At 63.9% G+C, this 24,357-nt stretch carries 26 protein-coding genes; 14 read left to right on the top strand and 12 right to left on the bottom strand.

Annotated features, from left to right (window positions below):
* Nucleotides 1–25: 25 nt before the first annotated feature.
* Nucleotides 26–1,480 (top strand): carotenoid oxygenase family protein, encoded by a 1,455-nt coding sequence (locus G6N16_RS08575; RefSeq protein WP_083032780.1) that lies wholly within the window; start codon nt 26–28, stop codon nt 1,478–1,480.
* On the opposite strand, the gene G6N16_RS08570 is transcribed toward G6N16_RS08575, so the two are convergent.
* Nucleotides 1,470–2,288, bottom strand: coding sequence for a DUF3298 domain-containing protein (locus tag G6N16_RS08570; protein ID WP_234805974.1), 819 nt, complete (start codon nt 2,286–2,288; stop codon nt 1,470–1,472). The two genes, G6N16_RS08575 and G6N16_RS08570, sit on opposite strands and share 11 nt — an antisense overlap.
* 206 nt (nt 2,289–2,494) lie before the next feature.
* Between G6N16_RS08570 and G6N16_RS08565 the strand changes: the two genes are divergently transcribed.
* Nucleotides 2,495–2,962 carry a DUF2231 domain-containing protein gene (locus G6N16_RS08565; RefSeq protein ID WP_083032779.1) on the top strand — a complete coding sequence of 156 codons (468 nt, stop codon included), beginning with the start codon at nt 2,495–2,497 and terminating at the stop codon, nt 2,960–2,962.
* Here G6N16_RS08565 and G6N16_RS08560 read toward each other — a convergent pair whose 3' ends face one another.
* Nucleotides 2,963–3,367: a PPOX class F420-dependent oxidoreductase gene (locus G6N16_RS08560; protein ID WP_234805973.1), complete on the bottom strand. Its 405-nt coding sequence runs from the start codon at nt 3,365–3,367 to the stop codon at nt 2,963–2,965.
* Nucleotides 3,368–3,831: 464 nt separating this feature from the next.
* Between G6N16_RS08560 and G6N16_RS08555 the strand changes: the two genes are divergently transcribed.
* From G6N16_RS08555 to G6N16_RS08545, 3 genes are all read left to right on the top strand, one after another.
* Nucleotides 3,832–4,449, top strand: a complete 618-nt coding sequence (locus G6N16_RS08555) for a maleylpyruvate isomerase N-terminal domain-containing protein (RefSeq protein WP_083032777.1) — start codon at nt 3,832–3,834, stop codon at nt 4,447–4,449.
* A 39-nt stretch (nt 4,450–4,488) separates the two neighbouring features.
* Nucleotides 4,489–4,902, top strand: coding sequence for a rhodanese-like domain-containing protein (locus tag G6N16_RS08550; RefSeq protein WP_083032776.1), 414 nt, complete (start codon nt 4,489–4,491; stop codon nt 4,900–4,902).
* 76 nt (nt 4,903–4,978) lie between these two features.
* Complete coding sequence (locus tag G6N16_RS08545) at nt 4,979–5,734, top strand: isocitrate lyase/PEP mutase family protein (RefSeq protein ID WP_083032774.1); 756 nt, start codon at nt 4,979–4,981, stop codon at nt 5,732–5,734.
* Nucleotides 5,735–5,764: 30 nt separating this feature from the next.
* Here the strand turns inward: G6N16_RS08545 and G6N16_RS08540 are convergent, their stop codons facing one another.
* The 4 genes from G6N16_RS08540 to G6N16_RS08525 form a co-directional block, all read right to left on the bottom strand.
* On the bottom strand, nt 5,765–6,439 hold the full coding sequence (locus tag G6N16_RS08540) for a winged helix-turn-helix transcriptional regulator (RefSeq protein ID WP_083032773.1): 675 nt from the start codon (nt 6,437–6,439) through the stop codon (nt 5,765–5,767).
* A 191-nt stretch (nt 6,440–6,630) separates the two neighbouring features.
* On the bottom strand, nt 6,631–7,845 hold the full coding sequence (locus G6N16_RS08535) for an acyl-CoA dehydrogenase family protein (protein ID WP_083032771.1): 1,215 nt from the start codon (nt 7,843–7,845) through the stop codon (nt 6,631–6,633).
* 37 nt (nt 7,846–7,882) lie between these two features.
* Nucleotides 7,883–8,341, bottom strand: a complete 459-nt coding sequence (locus tag G6N16_RS08530; protein ID WP_083032770.1) for a 3,4-dihydroxy-2-butanone-4-phosphate synthase — start codon at nt 8,339–8,341, stop codon at nt 7,883–7,885.
* Between the two features lie 263 nt (nt 8,342–8,604).
* Nucleotides 8,605–9,261 carry a TetR/AcrR family transcriptional regulator gene (locus G6N16_RS08525; RefSeq protein WP_163787827.1) on the bottom strand — a complete coding sequence of 219 codons (657 nt, stop codon included), beginning with the start codon at nt 9,259–9,261 and terminating at the stop codon, nt 8,605–8,607.
* Between the two features lie 246 nt (nt 9,262–9,507).
* Between G6N16_RS08525 and G6N16_RS08520 the strand changes: the two genes are divergently transcribed.
* The 6 genes from G6N16_RS08520 to G6N16_RS08495 all read left to right on the top strand — a co-directional run bounded on the left by G6N16_RS08520 (nt 9,508) and on the right by G6N16_RS08495 (nt 15,993).
* Nucleotides 9,508–10,080, top strand: a complete 573-nt coding sequence (locus G6N16_RS08520) for a VOC family protein (protein ID WP_083032767.1) — start codon at nt 9,508–9,510, stop codon at nt 10,078–10,080.
* Nucleotides 10,081–10,099: 19 nt separating this feature from the next.
* Nucleotides 10,100–10,954, top strand: coding sequence for a fumarylacetoacetate hydrolase family protein (locus G6N16_RS08515; protein WP_083032765.1), 855 nt, complete (start codon nt 10,100–10,102; stop codon nt 10,952–10,954).
* On the top strand, nt 10,951–12,978 hold the full coding sequence (locus tag G6N16_RS08510; protein ID WP_083032764.1) for an acetoacetate--CoA ligase: 2,028 nt from the start codon (nt 10,951–10,953) through the stop codon (nt 12,976–12,978). Before G6N16_RS08515 ends, G6N16_RS08510 begins: the two co-directional genes overlap by 4 nt.
* Entirely contained in the window at nt 12,951–14,714 is a 1,764-nt protein-coding gene (locus tag G6N16_RS08505) for an FAD-dependent monooxygenase (protein WP_083032762.1), read from the top strand. Before G6N16_RS08510 ends, G6N16_RS08505 begins: the two co-directional genes overlap by 28 nt.
* 35 nt (nt 14,715–14,749) lie before the next feature.
* On the top strand, nt 14,750–15,298 hold the full coding sequence (locus G6N16_RS08500) for a YybH family protein (RefSeq protein WP_083032761.1): 549 nt from the start codon (nt 14,750–14,752) through the stop codon (nt 15,296–15,298).
* A gap of 101 nt (nt 15,299–15,399) precedes the next feature.
* Nucleotides 15,400–15,993 (top strand): NADPH-dependent FMN reductase, encoded by a 594-nt coding sequence (locus tag G6N16_RS08495; RefSeq protein ID WP_163787826.1) that lies wholly within the window; start codon nt 15,400–15,402, stop codon nt 15,991–15,993.
* Between the two features lie 90 nt (nt 15,994–16,083).
* Here G6N16_RS08495 and G6N16_RS08490 read toward each other — a convergent pair whose 3' ends face one another.
* Both G6N16_RS08490 and G6N16_RS08485 read right to left on the bottom strand, forming a co-directional pair.
* Nucleotides 16,084–16,455, bottom strand: coding sequence for a hypothetical protein (locus G6N16_RS08490; RefSeq protein WP_133052965.1), 372 nt, complete (start codon nt 16,453–16,455; stop codon nt 16,084–16,086).
* 52 nt (nt 16,456–16,507) lie between these two features.
* Entirely contained in the window at nt 16,508–17,512 is a 1,005-nt protein-coding gene (locus G6N16_RS08485) for a spirocyclase AveC family protein (protein WP_234805921.1), read from the bottom strand.
* Nucleotides 17,513–17,623: 111 nt separating this feature from the next.
* Here G6N16_RS08485 and G6N16_RS08480 point away from each other — a divergent pair, with 111 nt between their 5' ends.
* The gene (locus G6N16_RS08480; protein WP_234805920.1) at nt 17,624–18,214 is read left to right on the top strand and encodes a TetR/AcrR family transcriptional regulator; all 591 of its coding nucleotides are present in this window, start codon (nt 17,624–17,626) and stop codon (nt 18,212–18,214) included.
* Nucleotides 18,215–18,242: 28 nt separating this feature from the next.
* Here the strand turns inward: G6N16_RS08480 and G6N16_RS08475 are convergent, their stop codons facing one another.
* The gene (locus G6N16_RS08475) at nt 18,243–18,719 is read right to left on the bottom strand and encodes an Lrp/AsnC family transcriptional regulator (RefSeq protein ID WP_083032061.1); all 477 of its coding nucleotides are present in this window, start codon (nt 18,717–18,719) and stop codon (nt 18,243–18,245) included.
* A gap of 135 nt (nt 18,720–18,854) precedes the next feature.
* Between G6N16_RS08475 and G6N16_RS08470 the strand changes: the two genes are divergently transcribed.
* Together G6N16_RS08470 and G6N16_RS08465 are read left to right on the top strand one after the other, a co-directional pair.
* A complete protein-coding gene (locus G6N16_RS08470; RefSeq protein ID WP_083032047.1) occupies nt 18,855–21,182 on the top strand; it encodes a thiamine pyrophosphate-binding protein in 2,328 nt (775 codons plus the stop codon).
* 34 nt (nt 21,183–21,216) lie between these two features.
* A complete protein-coding gene (locus G6N16_RS08465; protein WP_083032045.1) occupies nt 21,217–22,359 on the top strand; it encodes a 2-oxo acid dehydrogenase subunit E2 in 1,143 nt (380 codons plus the stop codon).
* A 163-nt stretch (nt 22,360–22,522) separates the two neighbouring features.
* Here G6N16_RS08465 and G6N16_RS08460 read toward each other — a convergent pair whose 3' ends face one another.
* The 3 genes from G6N16_RS08460 to G6N16_RS22035 all read right to left on the bottom strand — a co-directional run bounded on the left by G6N16_RS08460 (nt 22,523) and on the right by G6N16_RS22035 (nt 24,325).
* Complete coding sequence (locus tag G6N16_RS08460; RefSeq protein ID WP_083032044.1) at nt 22,523–23,257, bottom strand: SDR family NAD(P)-dependent oxidoreductase; 735 nt, start codon at nt 23,255–23,257, stop codon at nt 22,523–22,525.
* A gap of 18 nt (nt 23,258–23,275) precedes the next feature.
* The gene (locus tag G6N16_RS08455) at nt 23,276–23,680 is read right to left on the bottom strand and encodes a nuclear transport factor 2 family protein (protein WP_083032042.1); all 405 of its coding nucleotides are present in this window, start codon (nt 23,678–23,680) and stop codon (nt 23,276–23,278) included.
* A 69-nt stretch (nt 23,681–23,749) separates the two neighbouring features.
* Nucleotides 23,750–24,325 (bottom strand): hypothetical protein, encoded by a 576-nt coding sequence (locus G6N16_RS22035; protein ID WP_165756837.1) that lies wholly within the window; start codon nt 24,323–24,325, stop codon nt 23,750–23,752.
* Between the last annotated feature and the right edge of the window lie 32 nt (nt 24,326–24,357).

The raw sequence follows: 24,357 nt of genomic DNA, 5'->3' as shown, positions 1-24,357 counted from the left end.
CCCCCACCGGAGAAGGAGTCTCGTCATGACGAGCGTCGGCAACAATCCCATTCAGACCTACACCCCACTGTACGAGGAGTACGACTACACAATCGACGAGTCCGCCGGCGAGCTGCCGGCGGTGCTGCGCGGGACGGTGTACCGAAACGGCCCCGGCAAAATGGAGGCCGGCGGAGCACGCCTGGGCCACATCTTCGACGGCGACGGCATGCTGACCATGTACTCGTTCTCCGACGGAAAGGTGCACTTCCGCAACAGGTTTGTGCAGACCAAGCACTACCAGCGGTCGATCGTCTCCGATGGGGCTCCGTTCCGAGCTCTGGGCACCATGCGCGCGGGCGGATTGCTGAAGAATGCGCTGCGATTCCCTGCCAACGTTGCCAACACCGCGGTGATCATGAACGCCGGGAAACTGCTGGCCCTGTGGGAAGGTGGCCGGCCCACCGAGCTGGATCCGGACACACTGCGCACCAAGGGCGAGTACGACTACGACGGTGAACTCAAGTGGCTGGGTGCGTTCTCCGCACATCCGAAGTGGGACTGGGAAACCGGCGAGATGTTCAACTTCGGGATGGCGATGGCGCCGGTGCCGAAGCTGATCTGCTACCGGACAGACCGGGCCGGTAAATTGCACCGACTAGGCCAGGTGCGCCTGCCCGGACCGATGTTCAACCACGATGTGGGCCTGACCAAGCGGTACATGGTGTTCGTGATCCCGCCGCTGGTGTTCCCGTACAAGAAGTTCTTCGGCGCAGCGTTCGGGTTGCTCAACTATATCGACGCCATCGAGTACGACGCGTCGATGGGCACCATGATCGCGCTGGTGCCGCGTGATGGCGGCAAACCCCGCATCTTGCACACCGATCCGATGCTGCACCTGCACTTCTCCAATGCCTACGACGACGAGAACGGCGACGTGGTGGTGGAGGTGATGAACTACCACGCCACCTGGGAGCAGCTCAACAGCCAGCTGGCCGGTATCGATACCCTGATGGAGACCTCGACCATGCCCTTCGGTGGGCTGCCCACCCGGCTGCGCATTACCGAGGGCGGCACGGTGACCATCGACGAATACTCCGGTACGCACGGGGAGTTCCCGACCATCAACGTGTCGAAGATGGCCAAGCCGAACCGCTACTTCTACATGTCGGCGGCCGGCGATGGCAGCCTGTATCCCAATGCGCTGGCGAAGATCGACAACGTGACGGGCAAGGAGACCGAGTTCCGCTTCGCCGAGGGGGAACTCCCGCACGAGGCGGTCTTTGCCGCCCGGCCGGACGCCACCGAGGAGGACGACGGCTGGCTGATCGCGCCGGTGCTCGACGCGGTCAACAACATCGCCAAGGTAACCGTGTTCGACGCCAGGGACATCGAGGCCGGGCCGGTCTATACCGGGCAGTTGCGCCACCATCTGCCGTTGAGCTTCCACGGGTGCTACACCCCGCGGGTCGCCCGACCGCACGGGCCGGCTACCCGGTAATCGCCTGGAATTCCGGCACGATCAGGTCTTTGACTGCGGCCCAGCCGACGGTGATCACCGCGACACCGCGACCGAACTGCCAGTCCGGGAAGTGCAGCTCGATGCCCCGATCGGTCGGAATCCAAAAGCGGAAGTTGGCGTCGACCGGGGCGACCTCGCTGCCGAATTGCCAGACCCCGGGATGCGTCGGCGGCGCGTAGACGGTGGGGATGATCCGCTGCGTCTCCTCGGAAAGCCTCGTGAGGCCGGAAAGTTTATTGGTGAATAAATTGTCCCAGTCGATCAGAATTCCGCTTCGGCAATCGAAAACACGGGTTGCGACGGCGTGAAACGGCATATTCGGTTGCGGGTCGTTGTATTCGCCGGTGAATAGCGCCGAAACCGTCACCGGCCGTTTCTGGATGTGCCCATCGATATTCAGCGTCCAGGGAAGGGTCTTGGACGCACTGGGTTCGTAGGTGGCAACCTGACCGCGGGCCTCTGCGTCGATGACGTCGTTGATCGCGTCGTTGATGTCCGGGTTGCCACCGACGATACGTTCATAGCGAACCACCCAGTTGCCCAGGCTATCCGTGCTCGTTCCGGCGATGACGTCGGGAACCGCGCCGTACGGTGCGCACACATTGCCCGGCGCGGCCGCCGCCGGGGCGGGCAGTGCGATCAACGCCCCCGCAGCCAGCGAGAAGATTCCCATAATTCGGGTCAGCATTTTTTCTGCACTCCTACCCGCAGGTCGGTTTATTTCACTATCGAGATCGCGGAAAAGTATCCCACGACGGCCGCCCTCGCCGAATGGAAACAGACCCACTGCGGGGAAATTCGGCGGACTTATTCGAGTGTGCTTCTGCCTGATATCGCGCGTGTCCGGGCGACGTGATCAGCCCGCGAACGGCGGGGTGATCCGTTCGATCTGGACGGGCGCAGGGATGCGCTTCTCGCCGCATCCGTTCCCGCGCGGCACCAGCCGGCAACGGAGTAATTTGGGCCGGTCGACTACCCGCCCAGGAGGCAACGATGGACGTGATTAACGGGGTTCCCGCCCATGTGCTGCTGGTGCATTTCGTCGTGGTGTTGGCGCCGTTGACCGCAATCTTCGCGATCCTGTGCGTCCTATGGCCGGCGGCACGTCAGCGGCTGGTGTGGCCAACCCTGGTGCTGGCGGCGATCACCTGCGCGCTGACCCCGCTGACCACCGAAGCCGGCGAATGGCTCTACAACCGGCAGCCCAAGCCCAGCGCCTTGCTGCAGGAGCACGCCGCGCGGGGCGACACCATGATCTACGCCGCTGTCGGCCTGCTGCTCGTCGCCGCGTTCATTGCCTATGTGCACGTGTTCGAGGGCCGGGGGTTTGCCGCTGGGCGGACGTTGCGCATCATCGTGGCGGTCGCGACGGTGGTGGTGGGGCTGGCGACGATGGTGCAGGTCTACCGGATCGGCGACGCGGGCGCGCGAGCGACGTGGGGTACCGAGGCGAGCGGGTGATCAGCTTCCGAACGGCGGGGTGATCCTGTCGGCCTCGACGGTGACGACGACGCGGTTCAGCGTCGCGCCGCCGTAGTTGGCGTACGGGGCGCCGGTGTACTTCTGCGCGATCTCGTCGATGCTCTCCCGGCCGCCCTCGGTGGTCATGGAGATCACCCGGCCGCGCACGGCGTAGTAGCGGGTGAGGTCGTCGGCGTCGACGATGTTGAGCGCGATGCGCGGATCGCGGGCGAGGTTGCGGGCCTTCTGCATGCCCTGGACGATGTTGAGGACGACGTGCTCGCCGTCGGTGTGCACCCAGGTTTCGGTGAGCTGCGGGGAGCCGTCGGGCATCAGGGTGGCGACGAAGCACGGGCTGGGTTTGCGCAGCAGGTCGATCAGTCCGGCGGGAAGTGGTTGGGGCACAAGGTTCCTCTCGGTCTGCGCACGATCTGCGCTGGTATCGACATCGGCAAGCGTGATCGACTCAAACGCCAGGGTACGCATCACCACCGACATCGCTTCATTCCTCACAGGAGCAGCTGAACTCCCATCGGTCTGACCACGAGCCGGTGAAGTCGCCGTAGCAGCAGAATCGAATCCGCTCACCGTCTGCAGCACGGAGTTCAACCTCGTGCCAGTCTTCGTGGATGCGAGTTGACCAGAGGTAGAACTGACGGGATAGCCAGCGGCGGACGGGCAGCATTCGGAACCAATCGGGGACTCCGCCGGAAAGCGAAGAGCGTGACGCTACACAGCATCCCGTAGTACGTCAAACAAATGGCCGGGCGTGATTGCGCTGCGCTGGCAGCCGTTCAGATTCCCAGGCGGCGGACCACCTCGGGTGTGATTGGCACGGGGCGCAAAGTTGCCGGAGTACCCTGCGCTTCATGGGCGCGCTGCTCGATGAGGTCACGGTGTTCACGGCTGCCGCCCGGTGGGCAGCCCACCAGGTGGACGCGCTTCCCGAGTCGGCCTGGGATGGGCCGGGTTTGGGCGGTTGGGATATGCGCGCCCTGGTCGGCCACAGCAGCCGCGCGCTGCTGACCGTCGAGCAGTACCTCCCGGTCCCCGCCGAGTCGGAAAACGTGACCAGCGCCGAGGGTTACTACGAGGTCGCCGCCCGGCTGGCCGGCGCGGACCCCGCGGCCGTCCTCCAGCGCGGAGTCGACGCCGGCGCCGCGCTCGGTAGCGATCCCAAGGCGTCGTTCCGAGCCATCGCCGAGCGGGTTCCTGCGCTGTTGGCGGGCGAGCATGACCGCGTCGTCACCACGATCGTCGGCGGGATCCGCCTCAGCAACTACCTGCCGACGCGCACCTTCGAGCTGGTGGTGCACGGCCTCGACATCACGACGGCCGCGGGCCTGCCGTCCTCACCGCCGGATGCCGCGCTGCGCCGGTGCATCGACCTCGCGGCGTCGCTGGCGATCTGCACCGGGCGAGGCCCGACACTGCTGCTTGCGATGACCGGTCGTGCGCAGCTTCCCGCTGATTTCTGGTCGTTATAGCCGGTGTGGCCAACAACTTTGATCGACGAGAGGACTGTCATGGCCCGCGTTCCCGGATCACCGCTGCCTCTCCCCGCGGCCGAGCTCGTGGCCGAGGCGAACGAGCTCGCACCGCCGGTGCCCCTTGAGGAGGCACGGGCGCTGCTCGACGACGAGTCCGTCCGCTTTGTCGACATCCGCGAACCCGGCGAGTGGGAACGCACCGGGATCATTCCGGGCGCCTACCGCGCGTCTCGCGGGATGTTGGAGTTCTGGGTGGACCCGGCCAGTCCGTACTACCGTCCCGCCCTCGACGACGGCCGGCGCTTGGTGCTCTACTGCGGCGGCGCCTGGCGCTCTGCCCTGGCTGCGGCATCGCTGGCCCGGATGGGCGTCGAGGACGTCACCCACATCGCCGGCGGGTTCACCGCATGGAGTGAGGCAGGGTATCCGGTGGAGCCATTCCACCACTAACCCCTGGCCGTTCCTCTGCCCGCGATCTGCACACCGACGAGCCACATTTACCGCAGTCGAGGACCACAATGGGGACATGACTTCACTCGCCGATCTGGCCACCACGCTGAAATCACTCCACCGCAAGGGCGATCCCGTCGTCTTACCGACCACCTGGGACGCCTGGTCCGCGAACACCGCGGTCGCCGCCGGGTTCTCGGCGCTCACCGTCGGCTCACACCCGATGGCCGACTCGATCGGCCGCGCCGACGGCGAAGGCATGACGTTCGACGAGGCGATGACGCGCGTCGGGCAGATCACCGCCGCAGCGTGCGTGCCGGTGTCGGTGGACATCGAGTCCGGCTACGGGCAGACCGCCGAGCGGCTGATCAACGGTCTGCTCGACGCCGGGGCGGTGGGCCTCAACATCGAGGACACCGTCCATTCCGAGGGTGGCCGTCTCCGTGACCCGCAGGAACACGCCGACCTGATCGGTGCACTGCGCGCGGCCGCCGACGCGGCGGGCGTGCACGTGGTGATCAACGCTCGCACCGATGTCATCCTCAAGAAGATCGGCGACGAGTCCGACCGTGTCGACCGGGCCATCGCGCGTTTGCGCCTCTGCGCGGACGCGGGAGCGGACTCGCTGTACCCGGTCGGTTTCTACGATGACGCGACGCTGCGCCGGCTGACCGAGGAACTCCCGCTGCCCGTCAACGCGATCGCCCACCCGGCCACCGGTGACCTGGCCGAGTTGGCCGCGGCGGGAGCGGGCCGGATCAGCTTCGGCCCGTTGTGGCAACGCGCACTCACCGAACGGTCCAACGAGATGCTCGGGCGCTGGCGCCGCTGAGAAGCCAAGCCCGTTCCGGGCGAGGACCACTCACGGCGGCCGCGGGACGACGGCCGCTGCGCCCTGCCCGATCCACGCCGGCACGACTTTCCGAACGGCGGCCGAACCCGAGATCCGCACACTGCCTTCGCGCACGGCCTTCTCCCAGGAGGTATCCCCGCGCCAGATGCGGGTGAGAGTGAGCAGGGTGGCCTCCACGACGGCAGTGACCTCGTGGCCGGGGTCGAAGTCGCAGAGGTCGACCTGCCCGTCACTGACCATCAGCCACCAGCACGACACCCGCGGGGCGACGCCGTCGAGGCGGAACTCCAGGACCGTCCGCGACCGCGGCCAGGCGTCGACCGCCACGGTGCGACGGATATCCCACATCAACAGGTGCGGGTCGAGGTCCTCCTCCCCGAGTGTTCCCACCCACCGGGCACCCCAGGCGTTGAGAGCCTCGACGACGCCACGCAGTTCCTGGCCGCTGAGGGTCAGCCGGTAGCAGGCGCGGCCGTCGACCTCGGTTCGTTCGATGACCCCCGCCCGGGCCAGGGATTTGAGCCGCTTGGACAACAATGCCGGTGACATCTTGGGCACACCGCGGCGCAGATCGTTGAAATGGCAACTGCCGGCGAGTAATTCCCGGACCACCAGCATGGTCCAGCGTTCGTCGAGGACTTCCATGGCCTTGGCCATGGGACAGAATTGACCGTAACCCGCCATCACGGCACCTCCCGTCGGACCCCCTCAAGTACACACTCGTCCAGCCGCGGTGACCAGTACAGATTCAGTACCGGCGGCGGTACAGCCCGTCCGGGCTTTACGCCCTCCTGGAGACATTGTGCACGGCAGTCAGGTCGGCCATGCCACCCGCGGAACTTGTCACAGGCGGCATGGCACCAACGACCTCGACGTCAGAGCATGTCCGGATCAACGATGCCGGGCTCGATGCCGAGTAGGTGACGACCGGTCTGCTCGTAGCTGATCTGGGAGTTGAACAATACGTGCCGCGAGCCGATGGCGAAGTCTCGCCAGTAGCGCTGGGCCGGGGCCGTAGTCGTGAAGCCCGAGGATCCACCGAGATCCATCAGCCGCTCGATGGCCTCGTGAAGAAGGCGGATCACCAGGGCACCTTCACCGCGGGCTTCCGTTCGTTCTTCGATCGAGAAGACACGCCCCTCGCAAGCCGCGGCGTCAATCCGCCGGCACGAATCCTCGACAATTCTCCTGGCGGCCTTGATCTGGACCGCGGATTCTCCGATGGCGGCGTGGTAGGCCGACGAATCGCTCTTGTGCGCGTAGATGCTGTAGATGATGGGACTGCCACTCTTGGCGGCAACCACCTCGAGCAATCCCTCGGCACATCCGACGAGCACACCGAGGGCCTTGGCCCGCAGAATCGGATAGTTGACCCAGTAGTCACTGGCCACTCTGACGTCCTCGTCGACCGTGGCCGGCGGCGCCACGGCAATGTCAGAGAATGCGGCAATCATGTCGGCTGGAACAACGACATCCGTGGCGACGACGGTGTCCGATCCAGTTCCCTTCATGCCGGCGACGTGCCAGGTGTAGTCGAGTCGCACATCCGACATCGGCATGACGACCAAAACCGGGAGTTGCTCTGGTGAGAGCGCGGGAACCATGGTCCAGGCAGCATTGTGAGATCCGGTCGCATAGCTCCAGCGACCAGTGAGACGATATGAGTCCCCTTCGGGGACCAAGTGCCCGATGCCGTTCTGCGGCGAGCAGATCAGCGGAACTCCGGCGGCGAACATCTTCTCCTGGATGTTGGCCGGCAGTTTGGATGCAAACCACAGGCACGAGTTGTAGATGGTGTAGACCCAGGCCGTCGACGGACATCCCTTGGCAAGTTCCGCGGCAACGACGGCCATTGAGTGGCTGGACTGCGCCAATCCGCCGACCCGGGCGGGCCCTGCCATCGCAAAGACACCGATCTCGGTCAGCTTGTCGATGACTTCTCGGCTCAGCTCGCTGTTCGCCTCGTGCTCATCGGCCTTGCTCTCCAACAGTGGACGCACCGCCTTGGCTCGGGAAGCCAACTCAGCTGCCAAGTCCTCCCGGAATCCGGTCAGCGATTGAACCGGTTTGATGTCCTGGTCAATTGACATGGACAATTACCTTTCTCGATAGAAACGTGGAAACGATCTAGTGCGAGGCCGCAAGAAGTAGCGGCCACGACGACGGTTGGCCCGGCTTTTGGCGGGGGCTGGGGGCGGGGGCTAAACGGTGCTGCACCCGAACAAGAAAGTCATCGCGGACCTCACCGACGATCAGGGCAACATTCTCGGCACGGTCGGGCCGGTCCCAGTACCCGGTCAACGGGCGGTTCTCGAACCGCATCGACAGCGACGATTTCGCGGCCTCGGATACACGAGTTTCCTCGAACCCACTTGAACAGCAACGACTCTCATGCTCGATTGTGAGCAGAGGAAAGTCGCAAGGCGCAGCGGGATGCTTGGGCACGGGCATCCGCATGATCGCCCCATCGTCAGCGGCCCGTTCGGGGATGACGGAAACGGGAGCGACACCTGATAAGCGGCAAAGATCAACGGCGGCTTCGGCATTGACGCGACGTCCGGGAACACCGTCGACACACACACTCATCTTGCCTCCCAAGTAGGAGCGAGCGCGCCCCTCGGGATACGCAACTACGCCGGCCGCATCTCCGGCGAGCCGTCAACCGGCGATGCAAGACCCATGGTCGCCTATCGTTGACTCATTGTCAATGACTTTGAGTCGATTAATGGCGGAGGGGATCCCACGACCTGTTGAGAGCAGCCGGAACCCGTCGACCGGACAAGGGCCAACCCCGGCAACGAAATGAGAACCAGGCTGACCCGAAGCTGCCGAGCCGGCCCGAAAGGCGCCTACGCCGATTCGCGCAGCTGCCGAATCGCCCGGTCTACCGCGGGCTGCAGAGTGGGATCGAGCTGGGCCGCGCCACGCAGCGCGGCGACAGTCTGCTCGAACAGCACCTCGGCCAGCGCATCCACATCGAACAACTCGCCGTTCTGATGCCAGAACGCGGCGACCGAATCCACGGCAGCGGTCGAGGCCCGAAGCATCATGCGCAGCGCGGGCTTTTCGGGATCCAAACCCAGCGCCACACACCCCCGGTCAATCTGGTGCCAGCGCTGCTGTTCGAAGAACGACCACGCCTCCGGGTCGGCACCTCGCCCGCCGAGCACCAGTCGGGTCGCCAGCCCCCGATGGCGCGCCAAGTACGCGAACTGGCTACAAAATCTCTGCCGCATCTGGACACCGGGCGGCAGCTCCGGATCGTCCTGGTGCGCCGCGTCGAACTCCCGGGCCGCCTCCTCCATGGCCGCGAGATAGAGGCCGCGCTTGTTTTTGAAGTAGTGGAACAGCAGCCCATGAGCAACCCCCGCCGAAGCAGCGATGTCACTGACGGCGACGGCCTCGTAGTGCGTCGCAGAAAACGCCTCCAGCGCCACGTCGAGAATCCGGCGCCGAGTCTCTTCGGCCTGCGCCTTTCGGGCAGATGGTTCCGTCTTGGTGCTCACAATCACCCTTCCACGCCCGTGCGGCTCCCCGTCTAGATGCCAGCCCAGAATACTGACCATCAAACCACAGAATCCCGACTTCAAGTCATTGACTAGAAATCAATATCCATCTACTCTGACCCTGCATACGCCCAGGGAGCACAGGGGCCCGACCACAGCCGCCGCGGAGGAATCCCCTTCCACGTGGTGTGCTCCACGCCATTGCCCACGCCCGCAAACACCACAGCCGTCAACTTGGAGCCAACGATGACCGTGCGACCCCGCCTCGCCCACTTTGTATTGCAGACCACCCAGCTGCCCACCATGCGGGATTGGTACCTGAACGTTCTTGGCGCGCATGCCGTTTACGAGAACGCCTCGATGTGCTTCCTGACATTCGACGAGGAGCACCACCGCGTAGCACTGCTCGGACTGCCTCCCGGGGTACTCACCGAACGCACACCGCTAACGATCGGGATGGCACATTCGGCTTTCACCTTCCCCAACCTGGGCGATCTCCTCGACAAGTACCTGGAACTGCAATCCCTCGGCATCCATCCACGTGTTCCGGTGCAACACGGTCTGACCACCTCTATCTACTACCGCGACCCGGACGGAAACATGGTCGAGCTTCAGATCGACAACTTCGACACACCCGAGCAGGCGACCGACTACATGAACGGTCCCGAGTATGCGGCCGACCCGATCGGGCCCAGTTTCGACGTCGACGAATTGATCAGGGCCTACCGAAGCGGGACTCCGGAGCCGGAGCTCACCACCCGCGCCTGGGCCAAGACCACCGCTCAGGTGAATCCGTTCGAACTTCTCACCACCGTTTAACCAAGGAGCCGAGGGCAGCATGCGCTTGATCAATCTGGCCGGCAGGGTCGCCCTGGAGCGCGACGGGCTCGCTGTCGATGTCGAGCAGACCAGCAACGGGAGGTTCTCCGCGCAGTTCCAGGACGTACTTGACCGGTGGGAGGAGTTCCGAGAATGGGCCAACGAGCTCGGCGAAGTCGAAGGCCACGCGTTCGATCCCACGGAACTGCAAGCCCCCGTGGGTACTCCACGCCAGATCTTCGCGATTGGACTGAACTATCGCAGCCACGCTGAGGAGACGGGGGTCGACATTCCCGACACCCCGATGGTGTTCACCAAGTTCGTTTCCTCGATCACCGGACCGTATACCGACATCACGATGCCGCCCGGATCGGTGGACTGGGAGGTAGAGCTCGTTGCCGTGATCGGCCGCAGGGCGGAAAGGGTTCCCCGTTCGCAGGCGTGGGGCCATGTCGCGGGCTTGACCGCCGGCCAGGATCTCTCCGAACGCGATCTTCAGGTGAAACCGCCCGCCCCCCAGCAGTTCAGCCTCGCAAAATCACACCCGGGATTCGCCCCACTGGGCCCCGCACTGGTAACACCCGAGGAATTCTGTAACCCCGATGACCTGGAGGTCAGCTGTTCCATCGGTGACGAGCAAGTGCAGTTGGGCCGAACCGGAGACCTCATCTTCTCGGTGCCAACACTGGTCTCCTACCTATCGGAAATCCTTCCCCTGCTGCCCGGCGACGTGATCTTCACCGGCACTCCCTCCGGGATCGGCTTTGCCCTCAACCCCCCGCGCTATCTGGCGCCCGGCGATGAGCTGCAGACGACGGTCGAAGGAATCGGCACCATGCGGCACCGAATGATCGCCGCCGAGGCTCCCAGATGAGCACTGTGCCGCCACTGGAGTCCGAGGCCGAGGTGCTCTGGGAGCCTCCGTCCCGCATGCTCACGGACAGCCGAATGGCCCAATTTGCCAGGCAGATAGTGGCGCGCGGCGCACTCGACTCCGCCGGGTACCCCGGACTGTGGCAATGGTCGATTGCCGAACGTTCCGCGTTCTGGCGAGCCGTCTGGGACTACTTCGACATCATCTCTGACGGTGATCCCACGCGGGTCCTCGTCGACGAATCGATGCCCGGCGCACAGTGGTTTCCCGACGTACGGCTCAATTACGCCGAAAACATGCTCCGCGGGGACGCCGAGCAACTGGTTCTGACCGCCATCTCCCAGACCCGAGATCCCATCACCCTGACCCGTGGACAACTCCGCGACCAGGTGGCGCGCGCTGCAGCCGGACTACGAAGACTCGGAGTCCAGCCGGGCGACCGAGTCGTCGGCTATCTGCCCAACATCCCCGAAACGTTGGTCGCAATGCTCGCCGCCACCAGCATCGGCGCCATCTGGGCGGTTTGCGCACCCGAGCTGGGTGTCGACAGCGTCATCGACCGTCTGAAGCAGCTCGAGCCGAAGGTGTTCATCACCGTGGACGGCTATCGCTACGGCGACAAGATGATCGAGCGCACCGAAGAAGTCTCGGCCATTCGTTGCGCGCTATCAACGGCAGACGTCACCATACAGATTCCCTACCTAGGGCTGGCTCTTCCGGATGTGACCGGGTGGGACGAACTCGTCGCAGAACCTGCGCAGCCGGCCTATCTCCGGGTCGCCTTCGATCACCCGCTGTGGGTGCTGTTCTCCTCCGGTACCACGGGACTTCCGAAGGCCATCGTGCACGGCCACGGCGGGATCACCCTCGAACTGCAGAAATCTCTCGGGCTGCATTCCGATATCGGCCCCGATGACACTTACTTCGTTTACTGCACCACGACCTGGGTGATGTGGAACATCCAAGTGTCTGCACTGTTGCTCGGTGCATCCATCGTGCTGTTCGACGGTGACCCGTCCTTCCCCACACCAGACTTGCTGTGGCAGATCGTCGAACAGCGCGGTGTCACGGTGTTCGGCGCCGGCGCTGCCTTTCTCATGGGATGTCGAAAGGCCGGACTACGACCGGCCGAAAAATTCGATCTGACCAAGCTACGGGCAATGACATCTACCGGGTCCCCCCTGCCCGCATCCGGATTCCGGTGGGTCTACGAGACCGTCGGTCCCGACATCTACCTGCAGTCAAGCAGCGGAGGCACCGACGTCTGCACCTCCTTCGTCGGCGGAACACCGTTGCTGCCAGTGCGCGCAGGCGAAATCACCGCGCCGGCACTAGGGGTATTTGCCCACGCTCTGGACCCCTCCGGCAACCCGGTCGTCGATGAAGTCGGCGAACTTGTCATCTCGGCTCCAATGCCCTCCATGCCGGTGTGCTTCTGGAACGACCCGGACGGACAGAAGTACCGAAGCGCCTACTTCGACCACTACCCGGGCCAATGGCGGCACGGCGATTGGATCACCTTCAGCCGAACCGGCGGCTGCGTCATCAGCGGCCGATCCGACGGCACCCTCAACCGGGGCGGCGTCCGGCTCGGAACCAGCGAATTCTATTCCGCACTCGAGGATCTACCCGAAATCACCGATAGCCTCGTGGTCCACGTCGATGATCCTGCAGGCGGACTGGGTTCCCTGCTCTTGTTCGTGCAACTAAGCGACCAGAGCACCCTCGACTACGAGACCCGCGACCGCATCGGTGCTCGACTCCGCCAGCGCCTGTCACCACGACACAAGCCGGACGAGATCCTCCAGGTCCCTGAAGTCCCCTACAACCTCACCGGCAAGAAGCTTGAAGTTCCAGTCAAACGCCTGCTCATGGGCGCCCCCCGTGACACCGCCGTGTCCGACGGCGCCGTCCGCAATCCCCGCGCGCTGGACATCTTCGAAGAGCTGGCAACGCGCTTCGCACCATCCACGGTCTTGCAGAAAGGTAAGCAACCATGTCAGACACCACGGTCCCTGTCCTGATCGTCGGCGGAGGCGCGTCGGGCCTGATGACGTCGATCATGCTGTCGCACTACGAGATCAAACATATTCTCGTCGAGCGGCACGAAAGTACTTCGATCCTTCCCAAGGCCCACTACCTGAACCAACGGGCGATGGAGCTGTTCCGACAGTTCGGCCTGGCCGAAGACGTCTACAGGGTGGGGGCGCCGGTGCCGAACATGGCGTCCGTGATCTGGCAGACCACCCTTGCCGGCGATGGGCCGCTACAGCGCAAGCGCTTCCACAAGATGGACTGTTTCGGCGGCGGACGCCTCACCGAGCAGTACGAACAGGACAGCCCATGCCCATCGACCAACTATCCGCAGTTGCGGCTCGAACCCATCATGCGCGCACATGCCGAGGAGCGCGCACCAGGCTGTGTCCTGTTCAACCACGAACTGACCGCGATGACGCAAGACGAAGACGCGGTCACCGCGACGATCCTGAACCGCGCGACAGGCGACACCTTCACCGTGACCGCTGACTATCTCGTCGGGGCGGACGGCGGCAAGACCATCGGCCAGTTGATCGGTGCCAGCATGGTTGGCGCCCACGACTTGCTGGACATCGTCACGGCCCATCTCAAGGCCGACTTCTCCCAGTGGTGGGAGGACGACGTCCTGATCGCCCATTTCATCAATCCTGAAGCGGGGTCATACCCCTCCGGAGGGAACATGGTGCAGATGGGCCCAACCTGGGGCAAACACTCCGAAGAATGGGCCTTCCATTTTGCGTTCCTGCCGACCGACGACTCGAATCTCGACGAGCAAGCGATCTTGGCCAAGATCCGTGAGCTCCTCGGCGTCGGCGACATTCCGATCGAGATCCTCCGGGTAAGCCACTGGTCCGTACAGGGTTCGGTCGCCGACAAATACTCTCAGGGCCGGGTTTTCCTGGTCGGCGACTCCGTGCACCGGCACCCGCCAACAACTGGTCTGGGGATGAACACCTGTGTCCAGGACGCCCAGAATCTGGCATGGAAACTCGCCGCCGTCCTCAAGGGGCAGAGTGGACCAGCCCTGCTGGAGAGCTACGGCGCCGAACGACAACCAGCCGGGATGCGCATCGTTGACTGGGCGCTGTTCACCATGCAGAACCATTTCGTAGTCGACGCCGGCATCGGACTTCTCCCGGTCCCGGTACCGCCAGAGATGCATCGCGCCGTCTTCGAGATCTTCTTCTCCGATACGCCGATGGGCGCGTCACGGCGCGCGCGATTCGCCGAGGTGGTCAGCACGCAGCGCACCGAGTTCCAGGCCCACGACCTGGAACTGGGCATCGCCTATCCCAGTGGCGCATTTGTGCCGGACGGCTCCGAAGCACCGCCCGTCGATCCGATGGGGTCGGTCTACCATCCGACGACACGGCCCGGACACCGGCTTCCGCATGCCTGGCTGGAGCACGACGGAAGCCGCATTTCTACCCACGACCTGGTTGGCAACGACGGTCGGTTCGTCCTGATCGCAGGTCCTGACGGCCAAGGCTGGAAGCCTGCGGCGGAAGCGGCAGCGAAGGCGTTCGGGATCGAGATCTCCACCGCGTCCATCGGGCAGGACTATCAAGACGTCGACGGAATGTGGGGACCGCTCAGCGGGATTCACTCCGACGGGGCCATCCTGGTCCGGCCCGACAACATTGTCGCCTGGCGAAGCGCAGCCCTTTCGAACGAATCCGCCGAAACGCTCATCGACGCGCTAGGCGCCGTCTTGCACCGTTAGAAAACGCAGCAACCCACCCCGTTGAAAGGAAGAACATGCCCCATCCAAACCTGCAGCCAGATTTCGATGAGCCGATCGCTCTGTTCGACAGCGATCCACGAGACGTTGCGGAAATCGCCGCGATGGAGAAGACCGTAGAGCACATCTACAACAACGAGTGGCTCAAGACCTACGACGCTCCGCTCAGGCACTACAGCGATCATCCCGACGTGAGCTTCATCGACATCCTCTCGCCCGGACAGTACTTCGGCGAAGACGTGCTGAAGTGGTTCAACTACATCAGCCCTCAGTTCGTCGGCGACCTCGGCCTGATCAACATGCGGATCTTCGCGAAAAACGGCGTCGGATTTGTCTACATGAACCAAACCTACGAGGGAACACTCGATGACGGTTCGCAGTTCGTGTGGAAGATGCGGCAAACCGATGTCGTCGAGAAGATCGACGGCGAATGGAAGATCCTGCACACCCACTTGTCGTTCGCGGCCACCCCGGAGGCCAAACATCCCGATCGTTGGCAGGTCGATTTCGAATACCCGAAGCGGCCGCCCGCCTGGGAAGTGAGCCCGATCCTCGCCGGAGGCTGACTGCGATGAGTGCGGATACGCAGAACCAATCGTCTGCGTATCCGCACTCACAGCGGTGACCGCTCCACCTGAGTCATCACACCTATCTGGAGTCCATCAACGTGACGAACATTTCCTCGGCTCCCCTGGTCGTCGGTATCGGCGGCACGTTGCGTGCCGACTCCTCGACCGAACGTGCGCTCAAGCACTGCCTGGACGCCGTGGAACGCCTCGGCGGGCGCACCAAGATGTACGGCGGACCGGAGCTGGACCTGCCGATGTACGCCCCGCACAACCTCGAGCGCACCCCCAAGGCCGCCGAACTGGTGGCCTCGCTGCGCGAGGCGGACGCCGTCGTCGTCGCCTCCCCGGGCTACCACGGCGCGATCTCCGGTCTGGTGAAGAACGCCCTGGACTACATCGAGGACCTGCGCAGCGACCCACGCGTCTACCTGGACAACACCCCGTGGGGGGTGATTACCTGCGCCTACGGCTGGCAGGCCGCCGTCGGCACCCTGGGCCAACTGCGGGTCATCGGCCATTCGCTGCGCGCCTGGCCCACCCCGCTGGGCGTGGCGATCAACTCCGCCGACCCGATCTGGGACGAGAGCGGAGCGCTCACGGATGCCACCGTCAGCAATCAGCTTGAGCTGCTGGCCAATCAGGTGCTGACGTTCGCCACGTCGTTCGCCGCGGCCCGCCTGGAGCAGGGCTAGCCAACCGGTTCATTGGCGGCGAGGAACTTGTTCGGCCAGACGAACTCGTCGCCCACTTCCAAGTGGCTGCCGGGCTGAATGACGCTGGCGCTACCCGTCAACCTCCGTGCGGGCCTGGAGACTCAATGCCAGACAACTCAACGACGCGACGATAGAAGCCCCACCGCCCCAACCGGGAATCTTTCCTCGGCGGTAGGCAATGGCGGCGGCGATGATGTCGCCCACGTCGCAGGCGGCAACGATCTCCAGAGCCCTCCGGCGCAGGCGCTCGTTCGCCAGGAATGGCGCGGCCGCAAGCGCGAAATCACGTGATGCACCCATCCGCAGATACAGCACTGCCCCGACGTCCCGGGACGCATCGATCCCGAATGCCCTACCCGCCTTGATCGGAGCTAGCCAGCCACCGACACCGATCGACGAGCGCAACACCGCCAGCACCACCTTCGGATCGGAAGAACCCATGGAGCCACGCCTTCTGTTCGTTCCGACAAAGTTCGCTCGCACAGCACCCTGGTCAGGGGCTGGGCATCAGGTAGCTGGGCAGATCGGCATAGGAAGTCCCTATGACGCCCAACCAGTTGAATGGCAAGTGGTAGAGCAACGCCAGTGTCAGGATGCAGAAGCCGATCACTGCAAAATTGCGGACGTGCGGGGCCAACGACGACCGCCAGCGCTCCGCGCCAACCTCGATGGGCGACTGTCCGAGCGGACGTTCCTGCGCTTCCATTCGAGCCCAGGTGAACATGCAACCGACGCAGGCGACGAGGAACGATTCATACAGGGGGAACTGGTGGACTTCGCCGGCCCACAACGTCAGCGGTTCATAGGTTTTCGCGTATGCGTAGGCATGCGTCGTTCTAATGGCGATGTTTTCCACCACAAAGTCGAACAGGAACTCGAAGACAAAGATCGCCACTAGCAGCTGAAACTTGCTGATGTCGGGCCACCTCCGCCGAACCCGATTCGCTTCGTGGCACGCCACGATGGCGACACCGGCGGCAAAGTAGACATACATCGGTGGCCCCCAGATCAGCGACTCCGCGTAGCGCGTCGGCGCGTCCGGGTTGTGGAACGGAAGGAACCGCACCCAGACCCCTCGATTGACATTCGCGCTGTTCCAGGCGAACAGATACTCCTGCACGTTGAGAAATCCGTCAACGACGAAGCACACCAGGCCACCGATCACGAATTTGCCGTCGAGACCGATCTTTCCAGTGGTCCGCAGCGGTCTCACCACGCAGTACCACACGAAGGCTGCAAGCACGGCAAGGCTGATCGCCTCGAATATCCGCAACGCAATCAGGCGCCAGTCCGGCATGACATCGGGTCCGAGCCGTGGAACCGGCGTGAAGTCCTCACCCGAGGTGACCCATCGAACGAGGACGATAGCGGCGAAGACAGTCCAACAGATTCCCACCAGCGCCAGGAAGGTCGCCGGCCCCTGACGCCCCAAGGGTGGAAGTTCCGCCGGGTCGCGCTCTGCTGCGGGCGACGATTTGGGCATACGAGCCGTCGTCACGACACCTCCTCAGGTGACAAACTGGTCGATTTGTATTCAGATAAGCCATTCTGGTCCTATGATTGACCGAATGTCAACGGGGATCTGCGCGCCTCGCGATAGGCTGCGACCGTGGTGAAACAACATCCACGCGCCGCGGTTCGCCAGCAGATCCTGTCCGGCGCACGAGAGCTGTTTCGTGCGCGCGGCGTTCGTGGTGTCACCATGAGTGACGTCGCCGAAAGTGCCGACTGTTCGCGCCAACTGGTCTACAAGGTCTTTTTCGATCGCCGTGAACTGGTCCTCGCGGCAGCGATCGAGCGGATCGGCGAAATCGCCGATGCGGCCGCCACCGACGCACCGTCAACATCCTTCAACGACTCATTCGTGGACCTGTCGGTACAGATCATCGAAACGCTCCGTAACGACGCCGAGCTCAGCGCGCTATTGGGGGACGGGAGCCCCGTCACCCTGCACGAGGCACTCTGGGAACCAGAGTTGGTCGATCGAGCCATCCGTTTCTGGCAGCCATGGCTGGACGCCGGCCGGAAACACCAAGTGTGGCGCACCGACCTGTCCAACCGCGAACTCGCCGACTGGCTCCATACGGTCTATGCGTCAATAATATTGCGTCGCAACATTCCCGCAGATGACGAACGCACCATGATATCGAGGTTCGTGCTGACGTCACTGAAGATGGCCACGGGCGACGCCGGCGCGTGAACGCAGCGGCGCTGCCCCACAGCGGGATCTACTTGCACGCTGTCAACAATGGAGCGACGCGGTAGTCGACCAGACGCCGCATGACCAAGCCCGTCGTCGTTTTCTCGACCCCGTCGATATCCAGGATCTGACCGGCGACTCGGTACAGGTCACCGGCGTCGCGGGCCGCGATATGCACCATCAGATCGGTGACGCCACTGAGTCCGTGGACCTCCAGGACCTCGGGGATATCCCCGAGCGCAACGCCGATGGCGTCCAGCTTGCGTTGCATGACGGTCACCATGATGAAGGCCGTCAACGGATATCCGAGCGCAGCCGGGTCAATACGCCGCTCCATCGACCGGAGCGCGCCGGCTGATTCCAGCCTTGCCAGCCGAGCATGAATCGTGTTGCGGGCCAATCCTGTAGCTTCCGCCAAGGCCACCACGGTCGCCCGGGGATTCTTGACGAGTGCGTCTAGGATACGTGCATCGACGTCATCGACGAGCCGATCCGGGCTGGGCATTATGCCCACCTCCCATCCTCACCAACACGCAATATTTGCGCAATCTGCGCAGACTTTACCTCGCTTATTGCACGTTTACTCAATTGTTGATGGACTCGGTGATCTATCTGCGCATTCAACCCCGAGTAGGCCACCATGAACTCCCCCGCTTCCGTCGACGTCCAACCGGCGACTGGCGATATCGATACGCTCGACCGGATCGCCGAACGCGTGCTCTGGCTGTCCACCTCGATGGTCCATCACGCAAACCGGGTACGACCGAACCCCTCGGGTCTGAAGGTGGGTGGTCATCAAGCCTCCAGCGCCTCGATGGTCGCGATCATGACCTCGCTGTGGTTTCAGCAGTTGCAATCCGGCGACCGGGTATCGGTGAAGCCCCACGCCTCTCCGGTACTGCACAGCATCAACTACTTGCTCGGCCAACTGGACCAGCAGTACATGACCACGCTGCGCGAGTTCGGCGGTCTCCAGTCCTACCCCAGCAGAACAAAGGATCCCGACCCGGCGGACTACTCGACGGGATCGGTCGGTATCGGTGCCACCGCACCGATCTGGGGTGCGATGGCCCGCCGCTACGTCAACACTCAACTTGGGTCGGGTGGACGCGGTCGACAGTACTCGCTAGTCGGTGACGCCGAGCTCGACGAAGGCGCAGTGTGGGAGGCGATCCTCGACCCCGGTATCACCGAACTCGGTGAAGTGGTCTGGATCGTCGATCTCAACCGGCAGTCACTCGACCGCGTGGTGCCCAACATCGCGGCCCGCCGGCTGGAGGCGATGTTCGAAGCCGCCGGCTGGCAGGTGATCACGGTGAGCTTCGGCCGGCTCCTAGAGTCTCTGTTCGTCCTTGAGGGCGGAGATGCGTTGCGAAACCGCATCATCGAGATGGAGAACGCCGAATATCAGCGGCTGCTGCGATGCGATGCCGACGAGCTGCGGCGCCGCCTCCCGGGCGAGGGACCACGAGGCGCCGAGATTACGAGGTTGGTGGCGACACTCGACGACCTCACCCTGACCTCCGCGATACGCAACCTCGGCGGTCACGATCTCGCCGCACTCACAGAGGCGTACCGCCGAATTGACGACACCCGGCCCACGGTGATCCTGGCCTACACCATCAAGGGCTACGGCCTTCCCACCGAGGGGCATCCGCAGAACCATTCAGCGCTGCTCAGCCATGAGGAGTACGCGACCTTGGCCTCCCGTTTGGGTATGGACGTCGACGACCCTTGGGCCCGTTTCAGCACGGACAGCCTGCCGGGCCGGCTGTGCGCGGAGACCGCCGTGAAGCTGAACCGGACACCGGCACCCCCCGCAGCCGTTCCGACCGTTCCCACCGATATCGGACGCACACCGAAAGGGACGTCGACCACCCAAGCGGCCCTTGGACGCCTGCTGTTGGATCTCACCCGGGAAGCCCCTGACGCCGCCAAACGCATCGTCACGGTCAGCCCCGATGTCAGTTCGACCACCAACCTGGCCGGATGGGTGAACAAGGTGGGCGTATGGTCGGCAAGCGAGCGTCGCAACTGGTTCGCCGACGACGCCCAGACCCTCATGCACTGGAACGAGCGGCCCACCGGCCAGCACATGGAACTCGGCATCGCCGAGACCAATCTGGTGGGACTCATCGGAGAGCTGGGCGCAACCTGGAGCCGTTGGGGGGAACCACTGTTCCCGATCGGGGTGCTCTACGACCCGTTTGTCGAACGCGCCCTGGAGCCATGGTCCTTCGGGATCTATGCCGGCGGTCAGTCCATCCTCATCGGCACCCCGTCGGGGGTGAGCCTTGCGGCGGAGGGCGGTGCGCATCAGTCCATCAAGACGCCGTCGATCGGGCTGGAACAACCTGGTTGCATCAGCTACGAACCGGCTTTCGCGCTCGACGTCGAATGGGCCATGCTGGCAAGCATCGCCCGACTCGGCCGGCCCGACGGATCGTCCGCCTACTTCCGACTGTCCACTCGTCCCGTCGACCAGGCGCTGGCGCGGGTACCCGAGGACCCCGCTGCCCGGGAACGTCGTCGTCGTCAGGTCGTCGCGGGCGGATACCCGCTACGCCGCGCTGAGGGAGCGAAAGTCACCATCGCTGCCATGGGCGCACTGATTCCCGAGGCGCTGGACGCCGCCGAACGGCTCGAACAATCCGGAATCCCCAGCGACGTCATCTGCATCACCAGTCCCGGGTTGCTGTTCCAGGCCTGGCAGGCCCGTCAAGGCCGACGGTCTGCCGACACTTGGATCCTCGATCAACTCTTCCCGGCCGACCGCGCGCACCCCATGGTCACCGTCCTGGATGGCCACCCACACACGTTGGCATTCCTGGCCAACATCCAGCAGGTCCGGTTGACCGCCTTGGGGGTATCCGGTTTCGGTCAGGCGGGCGCAATCGAGGACGTCTACCGCTACCACTGCATCGATACCGACAGCATCCTACGAGCTGCCCTCGACATCACCGATTAGCTTCAGCACCGCAACCGAACGGACATACACACCGATGGATACCTCCGTCTTGCCCCCCGAGTCAACGGTTTACCTCCCCCAACTGGGCGAAGGAGTTGATCAGGTCACGGTTACCCGGTGGCTCAAGGCCCCCGGCGACGCCATCGAAGTAGATGAGCCGCTACTCGAAGTTGCCACTGACAAGGTCGACACGGAGATCGCGTCGACGCACGCCGGGGTCCTTGCGGAGATTCTCGTCCAGGAGGAGGAGACGGTCGAGATCGGCGCCGCGCTGGCAGTGGTCGCCAGCAGCGAGGGCGCAGCTCCGGATACTGTTGTTGCCACACCGAAGCCCCAGGTTCCGGCGCCGCAACCGGTACCGGCCGCGGTACTCCCGCCACGACAAGACGCCCCGCACTTGTCGGCGGCATCCGAGACCACTATTGAGCCCACCCCCTCCCCCGCAGCAACACCGAAGGCCGACAGCACGGAGAAACTTTCCCCCGTCCGGCGAACGATCGCCCGCCGGATGATGGAGTCCCTACAGATTTCGGCGCAGTTGACGACCGTCCTCGAGGTCGATCTGTCCGCGATCGCCCGCTTGCGCAGCGAGCACAAAGACGACTTCCTTGCGCACACCGGCGTCAAGCTGTCGTTCCTGCCGTTTTTCGCGAGGGCCGCTCTGGACGTGCTTCCAGAACACCGCATGCTCAACGCGTCGCTGAACGAAGACGTCACCGAGGTGATCTACCACGGCAATTGCCACCTGGGGATCGCGGTCGAAGGACCCAAGGGGTTGATGGTTCCCGTCATCCGCAACGCCGGCAATCTCGGCATCGCGCAATTGGCTCAATCAATCGCAGCCGCTGCGGCCCGGGTGCGCAACGCGGCCATCACCGTAGAGGAACTCAACGGTGGCACCTTCACGATCACCAACACCGGCAGTCGTGGCGCACTGTTCGACACACCGATCATCAACCAGCCGCAGACCGCCATCCTGGGGACCGGAGCGGTGGTCGAGCGAGTCGTTCCCGTCCGCGCCCCCGAAAGCCCACTTCGGATCGAAGTTCGTCCGATGGCCTACCTGTCCGTGTCCTACGATCACCGGATCGTCGACGGGGCTGACGCTGCCAAGTTCCTGACCGCCATGAAGCAGCGCCTCGAATCGGGCTACTCGGCCGCAGATCTGATCGGCTGATCCCCGGTACGTCCAGCCCCGGCCGCGCGCACGGCCCAGACCTTGACCGATTTGCTTGAACGCCCGCCGGAGTGGGCACCAACGGGTGGATAGCTCACCACCCCTGACGGAAGTTGATTGGGCGGGACCCGGCGGAAAGCGCCGGACCCCGCCCATACCCGCCTTATGGGCAGGCGTAGCCTCCGTCGACCGTGTACTCCGCCCCCGTGCAGAAGCTTGCCCGATCGGAGGCAAGGAAGGCGATCACCGCCGCCACTTCGTCCGGCCTGCCCAGCCGCGGCATCGGCAGGGCCGACGTCATCGCATCGAGTGCCTCGCGTGGAAATCCGGTGAAGATCGGCGTCTCGGTCAGTCCGGGATGTACGGAGTTGACCCGGATCGAATACGGGGCCAGATCCAGCGCAGCGCCTCGCGTCAAGCCGCGCACAGCCCACTTGGACGCCGAGTAGGCAATCGCATCCTTGACGCCGACCAGACCCGCCGATGACGAAACGTTGACGATCGAACCACCGTCGGCCGACTTCATCGTCGCTACAACCGCTTTCATTCCAAGGAACACACCCGTCACATTGACATCGAAGGTGCGTTGGAACGCTTCGCGCTCAATCAATTCCAGGCCGCCCGGGGTGAAGATCCCGGCGTTATTCACCAAGACCGAAATCGGACCCGACTGCGCCGTTACCTGAGCAACAACCTCGGCCCAGGAGTTCTCATCCGAGATATCCAGGTGGATGCCTTCTACCTGCGCGCCAATATCGGCGGCGGTGGCCTTGGCTCCTGCCTCGTTGAGGTCGGCCAGGTACACGGTGTTGCCTGCTTCTGCCAACAGACGGCCGGTCGCCGCCCCGATCCCGCTCGCACCACCGGTGACCAGCGCAACCGTATTGTTCTGCGTCATTGTCCAAATCCCGTCTGTTTAGAGGTGGCCCTCGAAGGCCGCAAGCACTGGTGCTGGATTCATGAACTCGAGGTGCTCCCGTACGATCCCATCGTGTACCCGGAGTCGGATCATGTAGCGGTTTTCGTAGGGTGCGCCCCACACGGTTTTCGCAACCGAGCGGCTCGTGACGAAGATCAGTTCCGGGTCATCGGCGGCGGCATGGATCTCGGTATCGGTGAACTCGAACTGCTCCCATGCAGCCCAAAGTGCAGCCACCCGTGCACGATTGGGTTCCAGTCCCACGGTCGGCTCCGGCGACTCTCCTGGCATGAACGGAACATGCATACTGAAGTCCGGATCTACCAGTCCGTCCCACTCTGCAACCGCGCCGGTGGCCAGCACTTCCAGCCATCTGCCGGCCGTGTCGATAGCACTGCTCATCTCCTTGCTTACCTTCCACTAGTAATCGATGTACGCCGTCTGTGATGCGAGCATTGTCCTGATCCCTGGTCAGCTATAGCAGGGGCCTCCCCCTGGTGGGCTGCAGGACGCGGGACCGAGCTCCACCCAACTCAAATCCGTCCACGGTGCCGACAACCACGTCTTGGTGGGCTCGATGATGAACCGCAGCGGGCCACGCTCGCAATACGTTCGACCGTCAGGCGTTACTGCGCAGGTGGTCCCTTGATGGCTGATCTTGCTCCGTGGTTCCAGTGGCAGTTGGGCCTGCGTCCCGGGGAAGCGCACCGCCATCGTCCAGTCATAGTGGACCGCCCGATCTCCATCGATCCAGCCGATGTGCTCGGTTCCGGACGGCGCCCCGGGGATCGTTCCGGCACAGCCGAAGCTGCCCAATCCCCAAATGCCGCAATCCTGTCCGGTCGGTGCGACGAACCAGACGCCGCCGGGCTGGACGAAGCGGTCAGGGTCAGCCTTCTCGTAGTAGCGAATGTCGGGAAACGGATTCGGCGATGAGTCCCCAGCGCCCGAGTCCCCCACCGGATCCGCGTGCACTACTGGTGACGTCACTGCCAGAAGTGCGACATATCCAAGTGCCAAGGCGGCGGCGCGAAGTGAGATCGTCATTGTGCCTCCAGTGCTGGGGTCATCTCGCAAGG

This window comes from Mycolicibacterium insubricum (assembly GCF_010731615.1).
Lineage (GTDB): Bacteria > Actinomycetota > Actinomycetes > Mycobacteriales > Mycobacteriaceae > Mycobacterium > Mycobacterium insubricum.
Note: the sequence above shows the minus strand (reverse complement) of the source record. Positions and strands in the feature narration are given on the sequence as shown.